The sequence below is a fragment of the Microbacterium sp. NPDC089698 genome (genome assembly GCF_044749045.1).
GTDB lineage: Bacteria > Actinomycetota > Actinomycetes > Actinomycetales > Microbacteriaceae > Microbacterium.
Genome location: NZ_JBIVHE010000002.1, coordinates 507,088 through 521,243, shown reverse-complemented (window position 1 = coordinate 521,243; position 14,156 = coordinate 507,088). Strand labels below are relative to the sequence as shown.

Sequence of the window (14,156 nt, the reverse complement as noted above, 5' to 3'; positions counted from 1 at the left end):
CGGCGAAAGTGCCAGCACGGGCGCCTACTGGACCGGGGAGGCGCCCTGCCAGGCGCCGTCCGCGAAGTGGGTCGCCACGGGGCGCACCTCGACCGCGCCCCAGGCGACCGACGGCGCCTGGGCCGCCCAGGCGATTGCGGCGTCGAGGTCGTCCACCTCGATCACGAAGCTGCCGCCGAGCTGCTCCTTGGTGTCGGCGAACGGCCCGTCCTGGACGACAGGCTGTCCCTCGCGCACGCGCACGGTCGTCGTCGCCGTGGAGGGGTGCAGCACGTCGGCGCTGCGCAGGACACCGGCGTCGTCCAGGGCTTTGGCGTAGAGATCGAAGGCGCGCATGCCCTCGGCGAGCGCCTCGGGGCCGAGGTCCTCGGCGCTCATCTCGGGATACTGCAGCAGAAGCGTGTAACGCATGATCCGTCCTTTCGTAGGTATCGACATCATGGTGACGATCCAAGGATCCGCCGATCGACATCCTCCTCCGCGGAGGCGCGGATCGGGAGGGTGAGGATCACTCCCCGCGCGTCTCAGCCGGCGTCGACGTGAGGAGATCGTGCAACGGGCCCGCCGCTTCCAGGAGGGCGACGCTGCGGCGGGTGAGCTCCGCGAGTCGCTGCTGCAGGATCCGCTGCGCGTCGCCGGGGTCCCCGTGTGCGCGAACCTCCTGGAGGATGCTGCGGATCGCCGGGATCCCGTACCCGCCGGCCCGGAGGGCTGCGGTGATGCGCGCCTCGGTCACGGCGAGCGCACCGAAGCTCCGGGCGCCGGAGCCCGCGGATCGGGTCGTGCGGACGAGTCCCTCGCGCTCCCAGTGCCGGAGCGCGGATGCACGCACGCCCAGGGCCTGGGCGAGCTCGCCGATGGTCATCACATCGCGGTCGTCGAACTCCTCCGCGACCTCTGCCAGCACGGTGTCGAGACCGCGGAGCGCCTCGCGCACCCTGCGCCGCTCAAGAGCGAGATCGGCGTGCAGCTCGTCGATGCGGGAGGCCGCGTCGTCGATCGGTCCGGCCGCCAGCGCCGGCAGCACGGTCCTCGCCGCGACCGGACCGATCGCGGCGGCCAGGGCGCGATAGGCCCTGACCGCGATCACATGGCGCGCGTCGTAACGGCGGTAGCCGTTGGCAGCACGCGGCGCGGGTGGGAGCACCCCGAGGCGCTCGAGGTCGCGCACCTGCTGCACCGAGTACCCGGCGAGCCGCCCGACCTCCGCGGTGGAGAACACCCCTGGAGGGTTGGCACCGCTGATCCCCGGTGATTCCGGAAGCGCTGAGTGCATGAGTCCACATAAGCACGTCAACCTCACGATGGAGGGATGGAGATGCAGCAGATCGTGGATCATGTCAGGACGTTCGACGGCGTCCTCGTCCTCGCCCCGGAGCCCGGAGGCCCTTTTCCCGAGATCGCGTGGGGCGACGCGTTCTTCTATTACGCCCCCGACGGCGCCGTGCCGGAACGCACCCAGCCCTACGGGACGATCGTCACGAAGGACTATCCCGACGACCGGGCCTCGGCCCTGGATGCGCCCGATCGCTTCCGGGTCAACATCCATGTCGGACGGGAGCGCGCCGGGCAGCTTCTCCTCGGCGAGGATCCGGCCGCGAGCGACGCCCTCGCCCGGCACCCGCAGTACGGCGACGCCGGCTGGGTGAGCGTGGTCGACCCTGGATCCGGGACCGCAGCGCTGGTCCTCGCGCTGCTGCGCGAGGCGCACGACGCGGCGCGCGCCCGCACGGAGCGACGGGACCGGAGCGGGCGATGAGCCGGGCGCTCTCCGCGCAGTCGCTGTCCGAAGCGGACCGGCGCCTCGTGGCGGAGTGGGCCGCGACCTGCGCCGAGCACGTGCTGCCGCTCTTCGAGGCGGAGGCACCCGGCGATGACCGCCCGCGCGACGCGATCGCCAGGGCGCGGGCGTTCTCCCGCGGCGAGCTCGATGCGGCGGGCGAGATCCGCCGCCGGTTCGTCGCCGGCCGGGCCGCGCACGCCGCGTCCTCCGTCGGAGCCGTGTCCGCCGCCCGTGCGGCGGCGCAGGCGGCGGGAGTCGCACACATGGGAGCGCACGCCCTGGGGGCAGCGGCCTACGCCGCGCGCGCCGCCGGTGCCGCCGCCGAGGACCGGTCGGCGGCGCTCGCGGCAGAGCTCCTCTGGCAGCGCGGACGGTTGTCCGACGGGGTCGCGGCGGCCCTGCGCGGACTCCCTCCGGTGGGGACGGATGGCTCGGGCCCCCTCGGGCAGGGGCTGCTCGCCTCCGGAGAGCTCGGGGCGATCATCCGCGACATCCAAGAGGCACTGGACGTTCGCCCCGGAGTCGCCCTACGCCCGAGCGCGCCGGGCGTAGGGTGACACCGAAGCCGTCCGATGCAGAGGAGACGCGATGTTCGGAGAGAAGCGACGCGAGGAGAAGCGCGAGGCCGAAGCGCTCGCGGAGGCGAAGGAGCAGGCCGCCGCCGCGGTCGAGGACAGCGAGACGGACGACGCCTCGTTCGAGCCCGACGAGCCGCTCGAGCAGCAGGAGGAGCCTGACAGCGGCGACGTCCGGAAGTAGGGCCGCCCCGCCGAGGGCCGCCCCGCCGAGGGCCGCCCCGCCGAGGGCCGCCCCGCCGGGTCCTGTCACCCGGATCCTGTCACCCGGATCCGCGCAGCACCTCCTGCAGCACGGTCGCCTCACTGATGTCGGAGCGCTTGGCCGCGGTCAGCAGCGTCACCGGCCCTTGCCGCAGGAGCGCCTGCAGCCCGTCGAGCGCCTCGGCGCGCGTCGGATCCGCGAGCTCGTCGCGGTAGCGGCGCGCGAACTCGGCGAACCTCTCGGGGTCGTGCGCGTACCACTGGCGCAGCTCGGTCGAGGGCGCCACGTCCTTGCACCACTCGTGCAGGTCGGCGCGTTCCTTGCTCACCCCGCGCGGCCACAGCCGGTCCACGAGCACGCGGGCGCCGTCGTCCGGTTCGACCGGGTCGTAGATGCGGCGCACCCTGACCCGCGGCGCTCCGCTCGTCGTCATCCCCGGGCTCCTGTCACGGGGCGGCCGGGGCGGCCGGAGCCGGCGGCACGTCGTCGAGGAAGTCCACCGTGGGAACGAAGAAGAGCGATCCGGTGCGCGCCGTGGAGAAGTCCAGGATCCGGTCGGTGTTGCCCGGCGGGTCGCCGAGGAACATGTTCCGCAGCATTCGCTCGATCACCTCCGGATCCGCCGCGTAGCCGATGAAGTAGGTGCCGAACTCCTCGCTGCCGAGCTCGCCGAACGGCATGTTGCTGCGCAGGATCTGGCGCTGCGTGCCGTCTGCGTCCTCGATCGTGTTGAGGTGCACGTGCGAGTTCCGCGGCTTGACCGCATCGGGCATCTCGATGTCCTCGAGCTTGCTGCGGCCTATGACCTTCTCCTGCTCGTGCACGGGCAGCTCGCCCCACGACGAGAGGTCGTGCGTGTACTTCTGCACGATGACGTAGCTGCCGCCGGCGAAGTCCGGATCCTCGTCGCCGATGAGCACCGCGGCCGCGGCGGCGGATCCCTCGGGATTCTCCGTGCCGTCGACGAAGCCGAGCAGGTCTCGCTCGTCGAAGTACTTGAAGCCGTGCGTCTCGTCGACGACGTCGGCATGACCGCGGAGGCGGTCCACGACCTGGCGGCACAGCTCGAAGCACACGTCCATGTGATGGGCGCGCACGTGCAGGAGCAGATCGCCCGGGGTCGCGGGGGCCACATGGCGCGGGCCGTGCAGCGCCTCGAACGGGTGCAGCGCCTTCGGCCGGGGCGCGCCGAACATCCGGTCCCAGAGCAGCGCGCCGATGCCGAGCACGGCGTTCAGGTGGTCGGACGGCGTGCGGAACGACACCGAGCGAGTGATGCCGGACAGGTCGGCGAGAAGGTCGCGCACGACATCCTCGCCCCCTTCGCGCACCGTGAAGACGAGGAACAGCGCCGCCCGGGCGGGCGGTGCGACGACCTGCTGCGTGACCATCGGATCCGTCCCCTCCGCGCGCGTTCGCGACGCAGGGTCAGCCTGTCACGGGCCCGCGCGTGCTTCAAGCGCGACGGGCGGCGGAATGCGCCCGACACGACCGGCTTCCGGGCGCATCCTCCCGTGGCGGCGCAGGGTCACAGCCGGTCGAGGCCCTCCTTGCGGCGCTCGTCCTGGGATCCCTCGTCGTCGACGTCGCCGGTCTCCGCGAAGGTCTCGTCGCGATGGTGCTGTCGACGCTCCTCCTGGTCCTCACGGTCTTCGCGCAGTTCGTCGTTCTTGTCGTGCCCCATGCGGTCCTCCTCGCGTTCGCGCGCTGTTGCGTGCACCTGAGTCCAGGATGCGCCTCCGCGACCTGCGGCGCATGGGTTTCAGCGTCCGGGCGGTCCGTCGAGCACCGTCGGGATGTACTCGAGCAGCTGCAGCCGCCCGTCGAACGTGCGCGACTCGACGAGCTCGAGCCGCACGTCCGAGTAGCCCTCGAAGATCCGATCCCGTCCCGTGGCGCCCGTGATCACCGGGAAGAGCACGACGCGGTACCGGTCGACGAGTCCCGCGTTCAGCAGAGCGCGGCAGAGCGCGATGCTGCCGAGAGTGCGCAGCGGGCGATCGGACTCCTCCTTCAGCCGTCGCACGACGTCGACGGCATCGTCGCGGACGAGGGTCGAGTTCGCCCAGGTCAGCGGCTCGTCGAGGGTCGAGGAGAACACGTACTTCGGGATCGCGCCCAGCACGCCCACGCCCTCCTCGCCTCCCGCGGCGAACCCCGACATGAGGCGGTACGTGGTCGCCCCCATGAGGATCGGATAGTCCTTATCCGGCGCGGTGCCGAGCCACTCGAAGTACTCGGGACCGCCCATCCCCCACAGTCCGGGCCAGCCCTCCGCGGCGCCGTAGCCGTCGAGGGAGCAGATGAAGTCGATCGTCAGGTTCTGCATGTCTTCTCCTTCAGCTCCGCCGGGGCGCCGAGGATCTCCGGTGCGTGCGGAGGCTTCGCGCAGGAGTCTAGGTCGGGGGTGTCGCCTGCGGAAGGGATCCGCGGGTTACGCTCCCCCGCCGGACGTGAGATAACAGAGCCATGCAGATCCCGCGACCGTCCGAGGACTCCAAGGACTTCTTCCGCAGCGTCATCCCTGCGGCACCCGGCGTCGAGGTCAAGCCGATGTTCGGCAACCTGGGCGCGTTCGTGAACGGCAACATGTTCGCCGGGCTCTTCGGCGACGATCTCGGCGTGCGCCTCGTCGACGAGGACTCGCTCAGCGCCTTGCGGGACGTCCCCGGCGTGGGCCCGTTCGGCCCTGCGGAGAGGCCGATGGGCGGCTATCTCGCGCTGCCGCCGGAGTGGCGGGGCGACCCGGAGCGCGCCGCGGAATGGGTGTCCGCCGCGCTCGAGCAGGTCGGGCGCCTTCCGGCCAAGCAGCCCAAGACACGTGCCCCGAGGAAGAAGGCCTGACATGAGCGCGACGTTCCCCGGGTGGTCGGAGCGCGCGAGCGCCTTCTACATCGGCCTCGAAGCCGACAACAGCAAGGACTACTGGACCCGCAACCGCGCGGTCTACGACGCCGAGGTCCTCGCGCCCATGCAGGCCCTGCTCGACGACTTGTCCGGCGAGTTCGGCGAGGGACGGATCTTCCGCCCGAACCGCGACATCCGCTTCAGCGCCGACAAGTCGCCCTACAAGACGTCGATCGGAGCCATGCTCGGCCAGGGCTACGTCGAGTTCTCCGCCCGCGGACTCGGCACGGGCGCGGGGTGCCACATGCTGGCCGCCGACCAGCTGACGCGCCTGCGCTCCGCCGTCGCCGACGACGAGACGGGCCCTCGACTCGAAGCCATCATCGGCGACCTCGAGGCGTCGGGCATCGACGTCACCTCGCACGATCGCCTGGCCACCGCCCCACGCGGATACGCGAAGGACCATCCGCGCATCGAACTGCTCCGGAACAAGGACCTCGCCGCCCGGGTCCACTGGGACCCGACGACGCCCTGGCTGCACTCCCCGGAGGCCGCGGACCACGTGGTCGCGGTGCTCCGCGCCGCCCGCCCGCTGGTGCGGTGGCTCGACGAGAACGTCGGCGCCAGCACGAGGGAGGGGCGTCGCTGAGACGCGAACCGCAGGCGCTCAGCGTCGGTCGTCGACCCACGCCCGGATGATCGCGGTCAGCGCCTCGCGCTTCGCCTCGAGCTCCGCGGCATCCGCGAAACGGGCCACACGCGAGACCGCACCGTCCCCTTCGAGGAGGCCTCCGGGATCCGCGATCGTCGCACCCTGGTGGAACATCAGCGTCACGGTCTTCTTGGACTTCGGGAAGAACGAGGCGATGTTGCCGCGAAAGATGAACGTCGGCGCCTGCCACTTGATCGCCTCGGTGATGGCGGGATCCACTCCCAGGACGACCTCCCGCACCTGCGCGACGAGATCGCGCTGCGGGTTGTCGTAGGCGGCGAGCCAGGCATCGACCTCGGGGTTCCGGTTGCTCACGGCATCACCCTACGCATGCGCGGCCGCCAGCACGGCCGGTGCGCCCAGAAGGGCGAGGATCCGATCGCGCGCGGCCGGATCGGCGACGATCTGCAGCTGCTCCGCCCCGCCCTCGCCGCCCATCACCGTGTCGAGGAAGGCCGCGATCGATCCGGTGACCGTGCCATCCGCGGGTGCGTCCGGGAACCCGGACGCCGCGCGGTACCGGCCCTCCTCGAACGAGACGTGGAAGCGCTCGTCGTCGATCGAGAACGCGTAGGTCTCCCGGACGCCGATCGCATCCGCCGCGGGTGGGAGGAGCGCGGTGAGCCCCAGCGTGATGATCTCCGCGCGCGACGCGTCGCCCTCCTCGCGCTGCAGGAGGAGCGGGAAGCCCCAGCGGACGATGTCGAACAGGATCGGCCGCAGCCCCTCCCCCCAGGGCGTCAGCGCGTACCCCTCGGTACGGCCGAGACGCTCGACGACGCCGGCGTCGCACAGGGTCGTGAGCCGTTCGGACAGTCGGTTGGTACCCATCGAGGGGAGCCGCTCGCGGAAGTCCGAGAAGCGCTTGGGGCCGAGCAGGAGCTCGCGGATGATGAGCACGGTCCATCGCTCCCCGAGCAGATCCGACGTCCGCGCGATCGGGCACAGCTCGCGGTAGCTCCGAGACGTCACTTCTCAGCCCTTTCGTAGCAACTATATGAATCGTATAGTTCCAATGCTAGCGGCCGATGACGGCGCGCGGCCCATCGGTCGGCACGGAGCTCCGTGCCGCCAACCAGGAATGGATGCGAAATGAGCAAGTACCTTGTGCTGTACCGGTCGGGGGTCTCCGCCGCGGAGCAGATGCAGGATCAGGATCCTGCGGCTGCCGCCGAGGGCATGAAGGCGTGGATGGACTGGGCGCAGCGCGCCGGTGACGCGATCGTCGACCTCGGTTCGCCGACGCAGACCGTGAGCGGAGCCGACCCGGGCGCCACCACGTTCATCGGCGGCTACTCGATCATCGAGGCGGAGTCGCCCGAGGCCCTCACGGCGCTCTTCGAGGGCCACCCGCATCTCACCTGGGGAGGCACGATCGAGGCCCTCGAGCTGCTCGGCGTCCCCGGGATGGAGTGACGATGGCGAGGTTCCTGGTCACGTACGCGGGTATGGGCCATCCCGATCCGGCGCAGATGGAGGCCGCGCGTGCGGCCTTCGGCGCCTGGCTCGCCCAGGCAGGGCCGATCGTGGTGGATCCTGGCGCGCCGGTCAGCCACGTCGGCGATGTCTCGGCGCAGGAGCCGGCTCCCGCGCCGGCGTTCAGCGGCTACTCGATCCTCGAGGCCGACACCGTGGGCGAGGTGCAGGATGCGCTCGCATCGCACCCCTTCGTCTCGCGGGGCGGCACGCTCCAGATCAACCAGCTCCTCTGACGCGATCGCTCGTCGGCCGTCGCTCTGGCGAACAGAGCGGCGGCCGGCAGCGCGTCTGCGGCGCTCAGATGCTGCAGCCCCCGACGGGGGCCGAGGCGAGATCGGTCGCCGCGTAGTCGTAGGTGGCCGGCGAGGTCTTGGTCCCTGCGCTCACCGAGACGCCCGTTGCGGGGTCGATCCGGTAGAGCTCCCCGGTACCGCCGTTGACCGCGTAGAACGCGCCGCTGTCCGCCGTCGTGGCTGACCCGAGCCAGGCGAACCCGTAGTTCGAGGTGCTGACCGTCGCCGCCGGTCCGGTGACCTGCCGGATCGGCGAGATCGTCATCTTCCCGCCTGCCGTCAAGGTGTCGGTGAGGTACTCGCAGAGCCAGACCTGCCCGGAGCTGCCGGCCGCCGTGCTGTAGATCAGCCCGTACATCCGTCCGTCGCCCGTGAAGGTGATGTCCGGCACGATCGTGCCGGAGGCGGCGACCGCGGCGTTCGGTCCGCCGGCGACGAGCCCGACGGCGCTCATCACGAACGTGCTGCTCAGCGTGCTCGCGGTCTGCGGCGTCACCCGGGCGATCTGCGTCGTCGACAGCGCGGTGAGGTTGGAGATCATCCACAGGTCGCCGAACGGATCGCAGGCCATTCCGCCCCAGGCCGCCCAGGACGGACCCGAGGGGATCGGACCGACGACCTCCACGGTGGGGTTCTGACCGGCCGCCCCCGCCTTGGCGCGGTAGATGTTGAGGAAGGAGTTGTTGTACCGCGATCCGTAGAAGACGTACGAGACTCCGGTGCAATCGGGCGACACGTATGGTCCGAACGCGAGATTCGACGACCAGTACGAGCCGGCGAAGGGCCCGCTGTTCTCATTGACCGTGAAGCCGCCGCCCGTGGTCGCGGGCGAGCCCGAGTAGCGGAAGACCACGCTCCCCGAGGATCCGTACAGACCGCAGGCGTCGAACGTCGGGCAGGGCGGGGTGACGGGGACCGATGCCGCGTGGCTGGGCGCAGCCGCGGTCGCCGCGAGGACCGGGAGGGACCAGGCGGCGCCCTTCATCATCGAGCGGCGGGTGAGACCCGGTGTGCGCGTCTCGTCGGGTCGTGGAGTTTCGGTGGTCGACATGGGATCCCCGGTGGTGGTCTGTGGACGGTCGTCTCGGCCCGATGGGCCTTCGTGCGGCTTCACTCGCCGCTTCGAGGGTATCCGGCAGCGCCTGGACAGCCCCTGCGGGCGGTTGCGTCGCGGCCCGTGGCAGGCCGCGACGACATTGACCCCCGCGCCCGACGGCGGTAGGCAGGATCCATGACGACGGCGGGCGCGAAGTGGACAGCGGATTACGTGGCGGCATGGCGCTCCAACGATCCTGAGCAGATCGGAGCGCTCTTCGGCGCGGACGCCAGGTACTTCACCAACCCCGACTCCGAGCCCCGCGTCGGCCGGGACGCGATCGTGGCGGGGTGGCTGGAAGACCTGGATGAGCCGGGCTCATGGACGTTCGAATGGAGCATCCTCCGCGAGGACGCGGGCTGGTTCCTGGTGCAGGGGCGCACCGAGTACCCCGCGGAGCGCGACTACCTGAACCTCTGGATCGTCCAGATCGACGAGGACGGGCGCGCCGAAGAGTTCACCGAGTGGTACATGGCGCGGCCGCACGGCGGCAGTCCGATCGGTTGACGTCGCCGCCCGCACACGTACGTGGCCGACACGAGGGGTTCAGCGTGGCCAGAACAGCAGGAGGTACGCGCCGGCGCCGCAAGCGCTGAGAGCCAGGAGCAAGGCCCGCCAGCGCGATCGCGTGACGCGGAAGATCATCCCCGCGCCCAGAACGACGATGCCGGATACGAGCGCCCCGGTCCAGTACACCCAGCTCGTGGTGCCGAGCAGGAACAGCAACCCGTACGCGCCCTCACCCAGAAGAATCGCGACAAGGACGGAGAGCCCTAGGGCTCTCTGCCACGGGTGCTCCGAACGCTGCCAGGCCGCACAGACGCCGATGATGGGCCCGCCGATCACCGCCGCCCAGAAGAAGAAGGTTCCGGGCCCGTACGAGTCCGGGAACCCCCGCGCGGTGGAGACCACCGCGTACCCCTGAAGCAGCAGGGAGAACATCGCCATGCCCATCAACGCGGCGACCGTCGGAGTCCGAGGCATACGCCACCTCCCCGCGACGAGGACACAGAGGAACGTCGGCACGGTCCAGCCGGACACCGAGTTCGCGAACGACACCACTTCCTCCGGCAGGGATCCCTGCGCGAAGGAGGTCGCCCCACCCCACAGGAACCCCAGTGCTCCCGCGATGCCGACCCATCCCAGCCCAGCAAGAGCAGAACGGAACGCCGGCTCACTCACGGGCCTTGCACCCCTGCCGGGGTCCACCTTCGTATCCACAAGGCCACAATGGCAAGAGCCCGCTGGTGTTTCCCTCACCGCGCGGCGGCAGCCCGACTAGTGGAAGTCGCCGCCGCCCTGGAAGTCGCTGGCCATGTCGGCGAAGCGGGAGAAGTGGCCCTGGAAGGCGACCTGGATCGTCGCGGTGGGGCCGTTACGGTGCTTCGCCACGATGAGGTCGGCCTCGCCGGGACGCACGTCCTTGTCGTAGACGGAGTCGCGGTGCAGCAGGATCACCATGTCGGCGTCCTGCTCGATCGAGCCCGACTCACGCAGGTCGCTGATCGCGGGCTTCTTGTCCTGCCGCTGCTCGGAACCACGGTTCAGCTGCGAGAGCGCGATCACGGGCACCTGCAGCTCCTTCGCGAGGAGCTTCAGGGCACGGGAGAACTCGGAGACCTCCTGCTGACGGGACTCGACCTTCTTGCCGCTCGTCATCAGCTGCAGGTAGTCGATGACGACCATCCTCAGACCGACGCGCTGCTTGAGTCGGCGGCACTTCGCACGGATCTCGACGAGCGTCATGTTCGGGCTGTCGTCGATGTAGAGCGGCGCGTCGTTGATGCGCCCGCGGGTCGAGGCCACGGTCGTCCAGTCGCGCTGGTCGAGCGTGCCCTTGCGGAGGTTCTGCAGGGGCACGGCGCCCTCGGCGCTGAGCAGGCGCATGGCGATCTCCGCCTTGCCCATCTCGAGCGAGAAGAAGATCGACGGCTGGTTGTTGCCGATCGAGGCCGCCCGGGCGAAGTCGAGCGCGAGCGTCGACTTACCCATCGCGGGTCGAGCGGCGACGACGATCATCTGGCCGCCGTGCAGGCCGTTCGTGAGCTCGTCGAGCTCGCGGAACCCGGTCGGCACGCCCGTCATGGATCCGTCGCGGCCGCTCGCGGCCTCCATCTCCTCGACGGCGGCATCGACCGCGACGGTGAGCGGCACGTAGTCCTCAGCGGTCTCGGTGCCGGTGACGGAGTAGATCTCGGCCTGGGCGGTGTTGACGAGGTCGGTCGCGTCGCCCTGGCCGTCGTACCCCATCTGCACGATGCGGGTGCCGGCGTCGACGAGCTTGCGCAGGATCGCGCGCTCCGAGACGATCCCGGCGTAGAAGCCGGCGTTGGCGGCGGTCGGCACGATCGACGTCAGCGAGTGCAGGTAGTCGGCCCCGCCCGCGCGCGAGAGGTTGCCGGTCTTGATGAGCTCATCCGTGACGGCGATGACGTCGGTGGGCTCGCCGTGCGAGTACAGCGAGAGCACGGCGTCGAAGATCAGCTCGTGCTTGGGGATGTAGAAGTCGGATCCGCGCAGCGACTCGATCACGTCGGCGACCGCGTCCTTCGACAGCAGCATGCCGCCGAGGGTGCTCTGCTCGGCCATGAGGTCGTGCGGCGGGGTCCGCTCGGGACCGCGCCCTGAACCGAGCCGCTCCTCCGCGATGTCCGCGATCGACACGCGCGCCCCCTTCTTCTCCACCGACTGCCGAGCACATCCCTGTCGGATCCATGCTCGGGGCGGGATGATCCCCGCCGCACAAAGCACATCACCAAGGTCCGACATCGGGATGCTCGACAACGCTAGAAGCACCGTTCTCCCCATGCAAGAGTGCCTGTGGATAACTCTGTGGAGAGTCTGCGGGAAACTCTGGAGTGTCTGTGCAGAACACCTGGGGATAACTGTGGGGAGGGTTGCGACGCCTGACTATTTATTCGCCCAGGACCAGCACTTTTCCTATTCCCCAGCCTGTGGATGGAATCCTGGTTCAACCGAGTGTTTAAGGTTCACGCCACGGATGGTCGGATGTGCACAACTTGGGGACAACACCCACGCGTCCACCAGTTTGTCAAGTCGGCTTTTCGGCGGGTGTGGCGCCGCTCATCCGAGCGCACGAGTGCGGAGACCCGCTCAGGTGGCGGTGCGGCTCACGGCCTCGACGACACCACGGTCACGCCCTCCGGCAACGGCGTGCTGAGCAGCGCCGCGAGCTGGGTGACGTCATCGCGGTCGAGACCGCCGGCGATCTGCGCCGATTCCCCGAGGGACGCCCCGCACTCGAGTGCGAGCTGGGGAGCCGTGAGGATCTTCCCGTCGACGAGGATCGCGAACCGTTGCAGCGATGCATCGTCCTGGCAGGCGACCGCATCCGTCAGCGTCTTCAGCGCTGCCGCGCCGTCCTTCGTGAAGTCGAGCTGCACGGCCCACTGCCCCTGCGCATCGACGGGCTGCGCCGTGCGCAGATGCTTGTTCGTGACGAACGATCGTCCCAGCTCGAGCATCTCCCTGTACGCGGTCTCGGCAGTGCAGCTCGCGGCATCGGCCGTGCACGCGGAGTCGGACGCGGAGGCACCGGCCGCCACCGCGACGACAGGCCTCATCCCGAGTACCCCCGCGGCCTGGAAGAGCTCCGGCCTCACGGCGGTCGGCTTCCCGCCTTTCCGCGGAGGGTTGTAGCGCACCGTCACCGTATCGCCGTCGGTGCTGATGCTGTGCTCGGTGATCTGGGCGACGTCGAGGCGATGCCCCAGCTGCTCGGCGACCGTACCTGCTTCACCGCTCGGAACGCTCAGCACGACCTCGTCCGACAGCGCCGGCGCCGCGAAGGGGAAGGCGCTGCAGCCCGACGCGAGCAGGACGACCGCGGCGACGAGGACGCAGGAACGGATCGAGCGGCTCATGCTCCGGAGCCTAACCCGGCGTCGGGGAGATCCCTGGAGCGCGCGGTCTCGAAAGAGCTCGGCAGACCCCTGGACGTGCACCGCCGACGGGCGTACAGTCGGCGCCAAGCGACGTCGTCCTCGCATTGTTTCTGGGGTTCTGGAGGAGGTGACCGTGGACGTGACCGCTTCGACCGGTCACCGGCTCCGTGTCGGTCTGCTCTCCGGCGCCTTCCTCGCCCTGGGCTGGGCCGCGCTCTCCGTGATCCTCGGATCCTCATCCGCGCACGCGGACGACTCGGGAGGGTTGCTCGACGGTGCCGGCGGGGTGGTGGGCAATGCCTCGTCCGCGGTGACGTCCGCCGTCAGCGGGACCGTGAACGCAGTCGCCGCGACGGTGGACAGCGTCGTCACTCCCGTGCAGAGCGCCGTGCAGGCCATCGCCCCCGCGACGGGCTCTTCCAGCACGTCCGCTGGCCCCGCATCCGCATCCGCATCCGGCGTCGTACAGGATGTGGGGTCCGCGCTCGCGGATGCCGCCTCCTCCACCCCGGTCGTCGCGGATCAGATCGCGAACGCCGTGTCGGATCTCGGGAGCACCGTCTCGACCGCCGTTCCGAATGCGCTCGCCCCCGTGTCGACGGCCCTCGGGTCGTCACCCGTCTCGTCGCTCACCGCCCCGGTGGTCACCGCCCTCACATCGGTCCCCGTCGTGGGCGAGGTGGCAACACAGCTCGGCCTCCCCGCGGTGATCGACAGGGTCAGCGGGGCCGTCGACCACGTGACCGGATCCCTCGCTCCCGTGCTGGGCGCGGTGAGCCCGACCGTTCCGCCGGTCGTTCCGCCGACCGAGCCCGGCGGCGCGGCTGATCCTGGCATGCCGGGTTCGACTCCGCTCGCCTCCGCGTCGGCACTCCCGCCGCCGATCACGAGCGTGGTGGCAGGGTCCGCCGCAGGACCGCCGGTGCGGAGCATCGACAGAACCGTCGGCGCGCTCCGCGACGCCTTGCCCGCTTCCGGCCCTCCGCACTCCGCCGCCTCGCCCCCGTCCGCGCCGACAACTCCGAGCGCGCCCGATCCGTGGGCGGCTCCCGTCGGCGCGGGGACCTCCTCGTCCTCCGCCGGAACCGGCGGCGGCGCGGCTCCGTGGTTCGCCGCTTTCTCGGCTCTCACGACCGCCGCGCCCGGGCTCTCCGTGCCCGCCGGCGGCGCTGCCGACGACGCCCTGCCTTCCTCCCCGGTGTTCGCCACCGACGTCTCTCCTGACTGAGTCGATCCGGGCTACCTTCGCGGCAGCAGCAGA

The 14,156-nt window shown here is 70.5% G+C and carries 21 protein-coding genes; 9 read left to right on the top strand and 12 right to left on the bottom strand.

Features of this window, described 5'->3' with window-relative positions; genetic code table 11:
• Positions 1 to 24 precede the first annotated feature (24 nt).
• Positions 25 to 411, bottom strand: coding sequence for a YciI family protein (locus ACIPY5_RS09570; RefSeq protein WP_400969693.1), 387 nt, complete (start codon positions 409 to 411; stop codon positions 25 to 27).
• A 97-nt stretch (positions 412 to 508) separates the two neighbouring features.
• Complete coding sequence (locus ACIPY5_RS09565; protein WP_400969690.1) at positions 509 to 1,222, bottom strand: MerR family transcriptional regulator; 714 nt, start codon at positions 1,220 to 1,222, stop codon at positions 509 to 511.
• A gap of 90 nt (positions 1,223 to 1,312) precedes the next feature.
• Here ACIPY5_RS09565 and ACIPY5_RS09560 point away from each other — a divergent pair, with 90 nt between their 5' ends.
• From ACIPY5_RS09560 to ACIPY5_RS09550, 3 genes are read left to right on the top strand one after another with little or no spacing between them, the layout of a single operon-like run.
• Complete coding sequence (locus ACIPY5_RS09560; protein WP_400969687.1) at positions 1,313 to 1,759, top strand: DUF6194 family protein; 447 nt, start codon at positions 1,313 to 1,315, stop codon at positions 1,757 to 1,759.
• Positions 1,756 to 2,340: a putative immunity protein gene (locus tag ACIPY5_RS09555; RefSeq protein ID WP_400969684.1), complete on the top strand. Its 585-nt coding sequence runs from the start codon at positions 1,756 to 1,758 to the stop codon at positions 2,338 to 2,340. The genes ACIPY5_RS09560 and ACIPY5_RS09555 overlap by 4 nt, the downstream gene beginning before the upstream one ends.
• A 31-nt stretch (positions 2,341 to 2,371) precedes the next feature.
• Positions 2,372 to 2,542, top strand: a complete 171-nt coding sequence (locus ACIPY5_RS09550) for a hypothetical protein (RefSeq protein ID WP_309357330.1) — start codon at positions 2,372 to 2,374, stop codon at positions 2,540 to 2,542.
• A 79-nt stretch (positions 2,543 to 2,621) separates the two neighbouring features.
• Here the strand turns inward: ACIPY5_RS09550 and ACIPY5_RS09545 are convergent, their stop codons facing one another.
• The 4 genes from ACIPY5_RS09545 to ACIPY5_RS09530 form a co-directional block, all read right to left on the bottom strand.
• Positions 2,622 to 2,996, bottom strand: a complete 375-nt coding sequence (locus tag ACIPY5_RS09545; protein ID WP_400969680.1) for a DUF488 domain-containing protein — start codon at positions 2,994 to 2,996, stop codon at positions 2,622 to 2,624.
• A gap of 13 nt (positions 2,997 to 3,009) precedes the next feature.
• A complete protein-coding gene (locus ACIPY5_RS09540) occupies positions 3,010 to 3,954 on the bottom strand; it encodes a Dyp-type peroxidase (protein ID WP_400969677.1) in 945 nt (314 codons plus the stop codon).
• A 137-nt stretch (positions 3,955 to 4,091) separates the two neighbouring features.
• Complete coding sequence (locus tag ACIPY5_RS09535; protein WP_400969674.1) at positions 4,092 to 4,247, bottom strand: hypothetical protein; 156 nt, start codon at positions 4,245 to 4,247, stop codon at positions 4,092 to 4,094.
• Positions 4,248 to 4,325: 78 nt separating this feature from the next.
• Positions 4,326 to 4,892 carry a dihydrofolate reductase family protein gene (locus tag ACIPY5_RS09530; protein WP_400969671.1) on the bottom strand — a complete coding sequence of 189 codons (567 nt, stop codon included), beginning with the start codon at positions 4,890 to 4,892 and terminating at the stop codon, positions 4,326 to 4,328.
• Between the two features lie 140 nt (positions 4,893 to 5,032).
• On the opposite strand from ACIPY5_RS09530, the gene ACIPY5_RS09525 reads away from it, so the two are divergent.
• Positions 5,033 to 5,407 carry a TfoX/Sxy family protein gene (locus ACIPY5_RS09525; protein ID WP_309357325.1) on the top strand — a complete coding sequence of 125 codons (375 nt, stop codon included), beginning with the start codon at positions 5,033 to 5,035 and terminating at the stop codon, positions 5,405 to 5,407.
• A 1-nt stretch (position 5,408) separates the two neighbouring features.
• Positions 5,409 to 6,059 carry a DUF2461 domain-containing protein gene (locus tag ACIPY5_RS09520; protein WP_400969667.1) on the top strand — a complete coding sequence of 217 codons (651 nt, stop codon included), beginning with the start codon at positions 5,409 to 5,411 and terminating at the stop codon, positions 6,057 to 6,059.
• Between the two features lie 18 nt (positions 6,060 to 6,077).
• Here ACIPY5_RS09520 and ACIPY5_RS09515 read toward each other — a convergent pair whose 3' ends face one another.
• Positions 6,078 to 6,437, bottom strand: a complete 360-nt coding sequence (locus tag ACIPY5_RS09515; protein ID WP_400969664.1) for a DUF1801 domain-containing protein — start codon at positions 6,435 to 6,437, stop codon at positions 6,078 to 6,080.
• Positions 6,438 to 6,446: 9 nt separating this feature from the next.
• The gene (locus ACIPY5_RS09510) at positions 6,447 to 7,094 is read right to left on the bottom strand and encodes a winged helix-turn-helix transcriptional regulator (RefSeq protein ID WP_400969661.1); all 648 of its coding nucleotides are present in this window, start codon (positions 7,092 to 7,094) and stop codon (positions 6,447 to 6,449) included.
• 120 nt (positions 7,095 to 7,214) lie between these two features.
• On the opposite strand from ACIPY5_RS09510, the gene ACIPY5_RS09505 reads away from it, so the two are divergent.
• Together ACIPY5_RS09505 and ACIPY5_RS09500 are read left to right on the top strand one after the other, a co-directional pair.
• Entirely contained in the window at positions 7,215 to 7,538 is a 324-nt protein-coding gene (locus ACIPY5_RS09505) for a YciI family protein (RefSeq protein WP_400969658.1), read from the top strand.
• A gap of 2 nt (positions 7,539 to 7,540) precedes the next feature.
• Entirely contained in the window at positions 7,541 to 7,834 is a 294-nt protein-coding gene (locus tag ACIPY5_RS09500) for a hypothetical protein (protein ID WP_309357318.1), read from the top strand.
• Positions 7,835 to 7,898: 64 nt separating this feature from the next.
• On the opposite strand, the gene ACIPY5_RS09495 is transcribed toward ACIPY5_RS09500, so the two are convergent.
• Positions 7,899 to 8,945, bottom strand: coding sequence for a hypothetical protein (locus tag ACIPY5_RS09495; protein WP_400969655.1), 1,047 nt, complete (start codon positions 8,943 to 8,945; stop codon positions 7,899 to 7,901).
• Positions 8,946 to 9,125: 180 nt separating this feature from the next.
• Here ACIPY5_RS09495 and ACIPY5_RS09490 point away from each other — a divergent pair, with 180 nt between their 5' ends.
• The gene (locus tag ACIPY5_RS09490) at positions 9,126 to 9,497 is read left to right on the top strand and encodes a nuclear transport factor 2 family protein (RefSeq protein WP_400969653.1); all 372 of its coding nucleotides are present in this window, start codon (positions 9,126 to 9,128) and stop codon (positions 9,495 to 9,497) included.
• Between the two features lie 39 nt (positions 9,498 to 9,536).
• Here ACIPY5_RS09490 and ACIPY5_RS09485 read toward each other — a convergent pair whose 3' ends face one another.
• The 3 genes from ACIPY5_RS09485 to ACIPY5_RS09475 form a co-directional block, all read right to left on the bottom strand.
• Positions 9,537 to 10,199, bottom strand: a complete 663-nt coding sequence (locus ACIPY5_RS09485) for a DUF6518 family protein (RefSeq protein ID WP_400969650.1) — start codon at positions 10,197 to 10,199, stop codon at positions 9,537 to 9,539.
• A gap of 69 nt (positions 10,200 to 10,268) precedes the next feature.
• A complete protein-coding gene (gene dnaB / locus ACIPY5_RS09480) occupies positions 10,269 to 11,654 on the bottom strand; it encodes a replicative DNA helicase (protein WP_400969647.1) in 1,386 nt (461 codons plus the stop codon).
• A gap of 467 nt (positions 11,655 to 12,121) precedes the next feature.
• Complete coding sequence (locus tag ACIPY5_RS09475) at positions 12,122 to 12,874, bottom strand: SecDF P1 head subdomain-containing protein (protein WP_400969644.1); 753 nt, start codon at positions 12,872 to 12,874, stop codon at positions 12,122 to 12,124.
• A 154-nt stretch (positions 12,875 to 13,028) separates the two neighbouring features.
• On the opposite strand from ACIPY5_RS09475, the gene ACIPY5_RS09470 reads away from it, so the two are divergent.
• Complete coding sequence (locus ACIPY5_RS09470) at positions 13,029 to 14,123, top strand: hypothetical protein (protein WP_400969642.1); 1,095 nt, start codon at positions 13,029 to 13,031, stop codon at positions 14,121 to 14,123.
• The last annotated feature ends 33 nt before the right edge of the window (positions 14,124 to 14,156 follow it).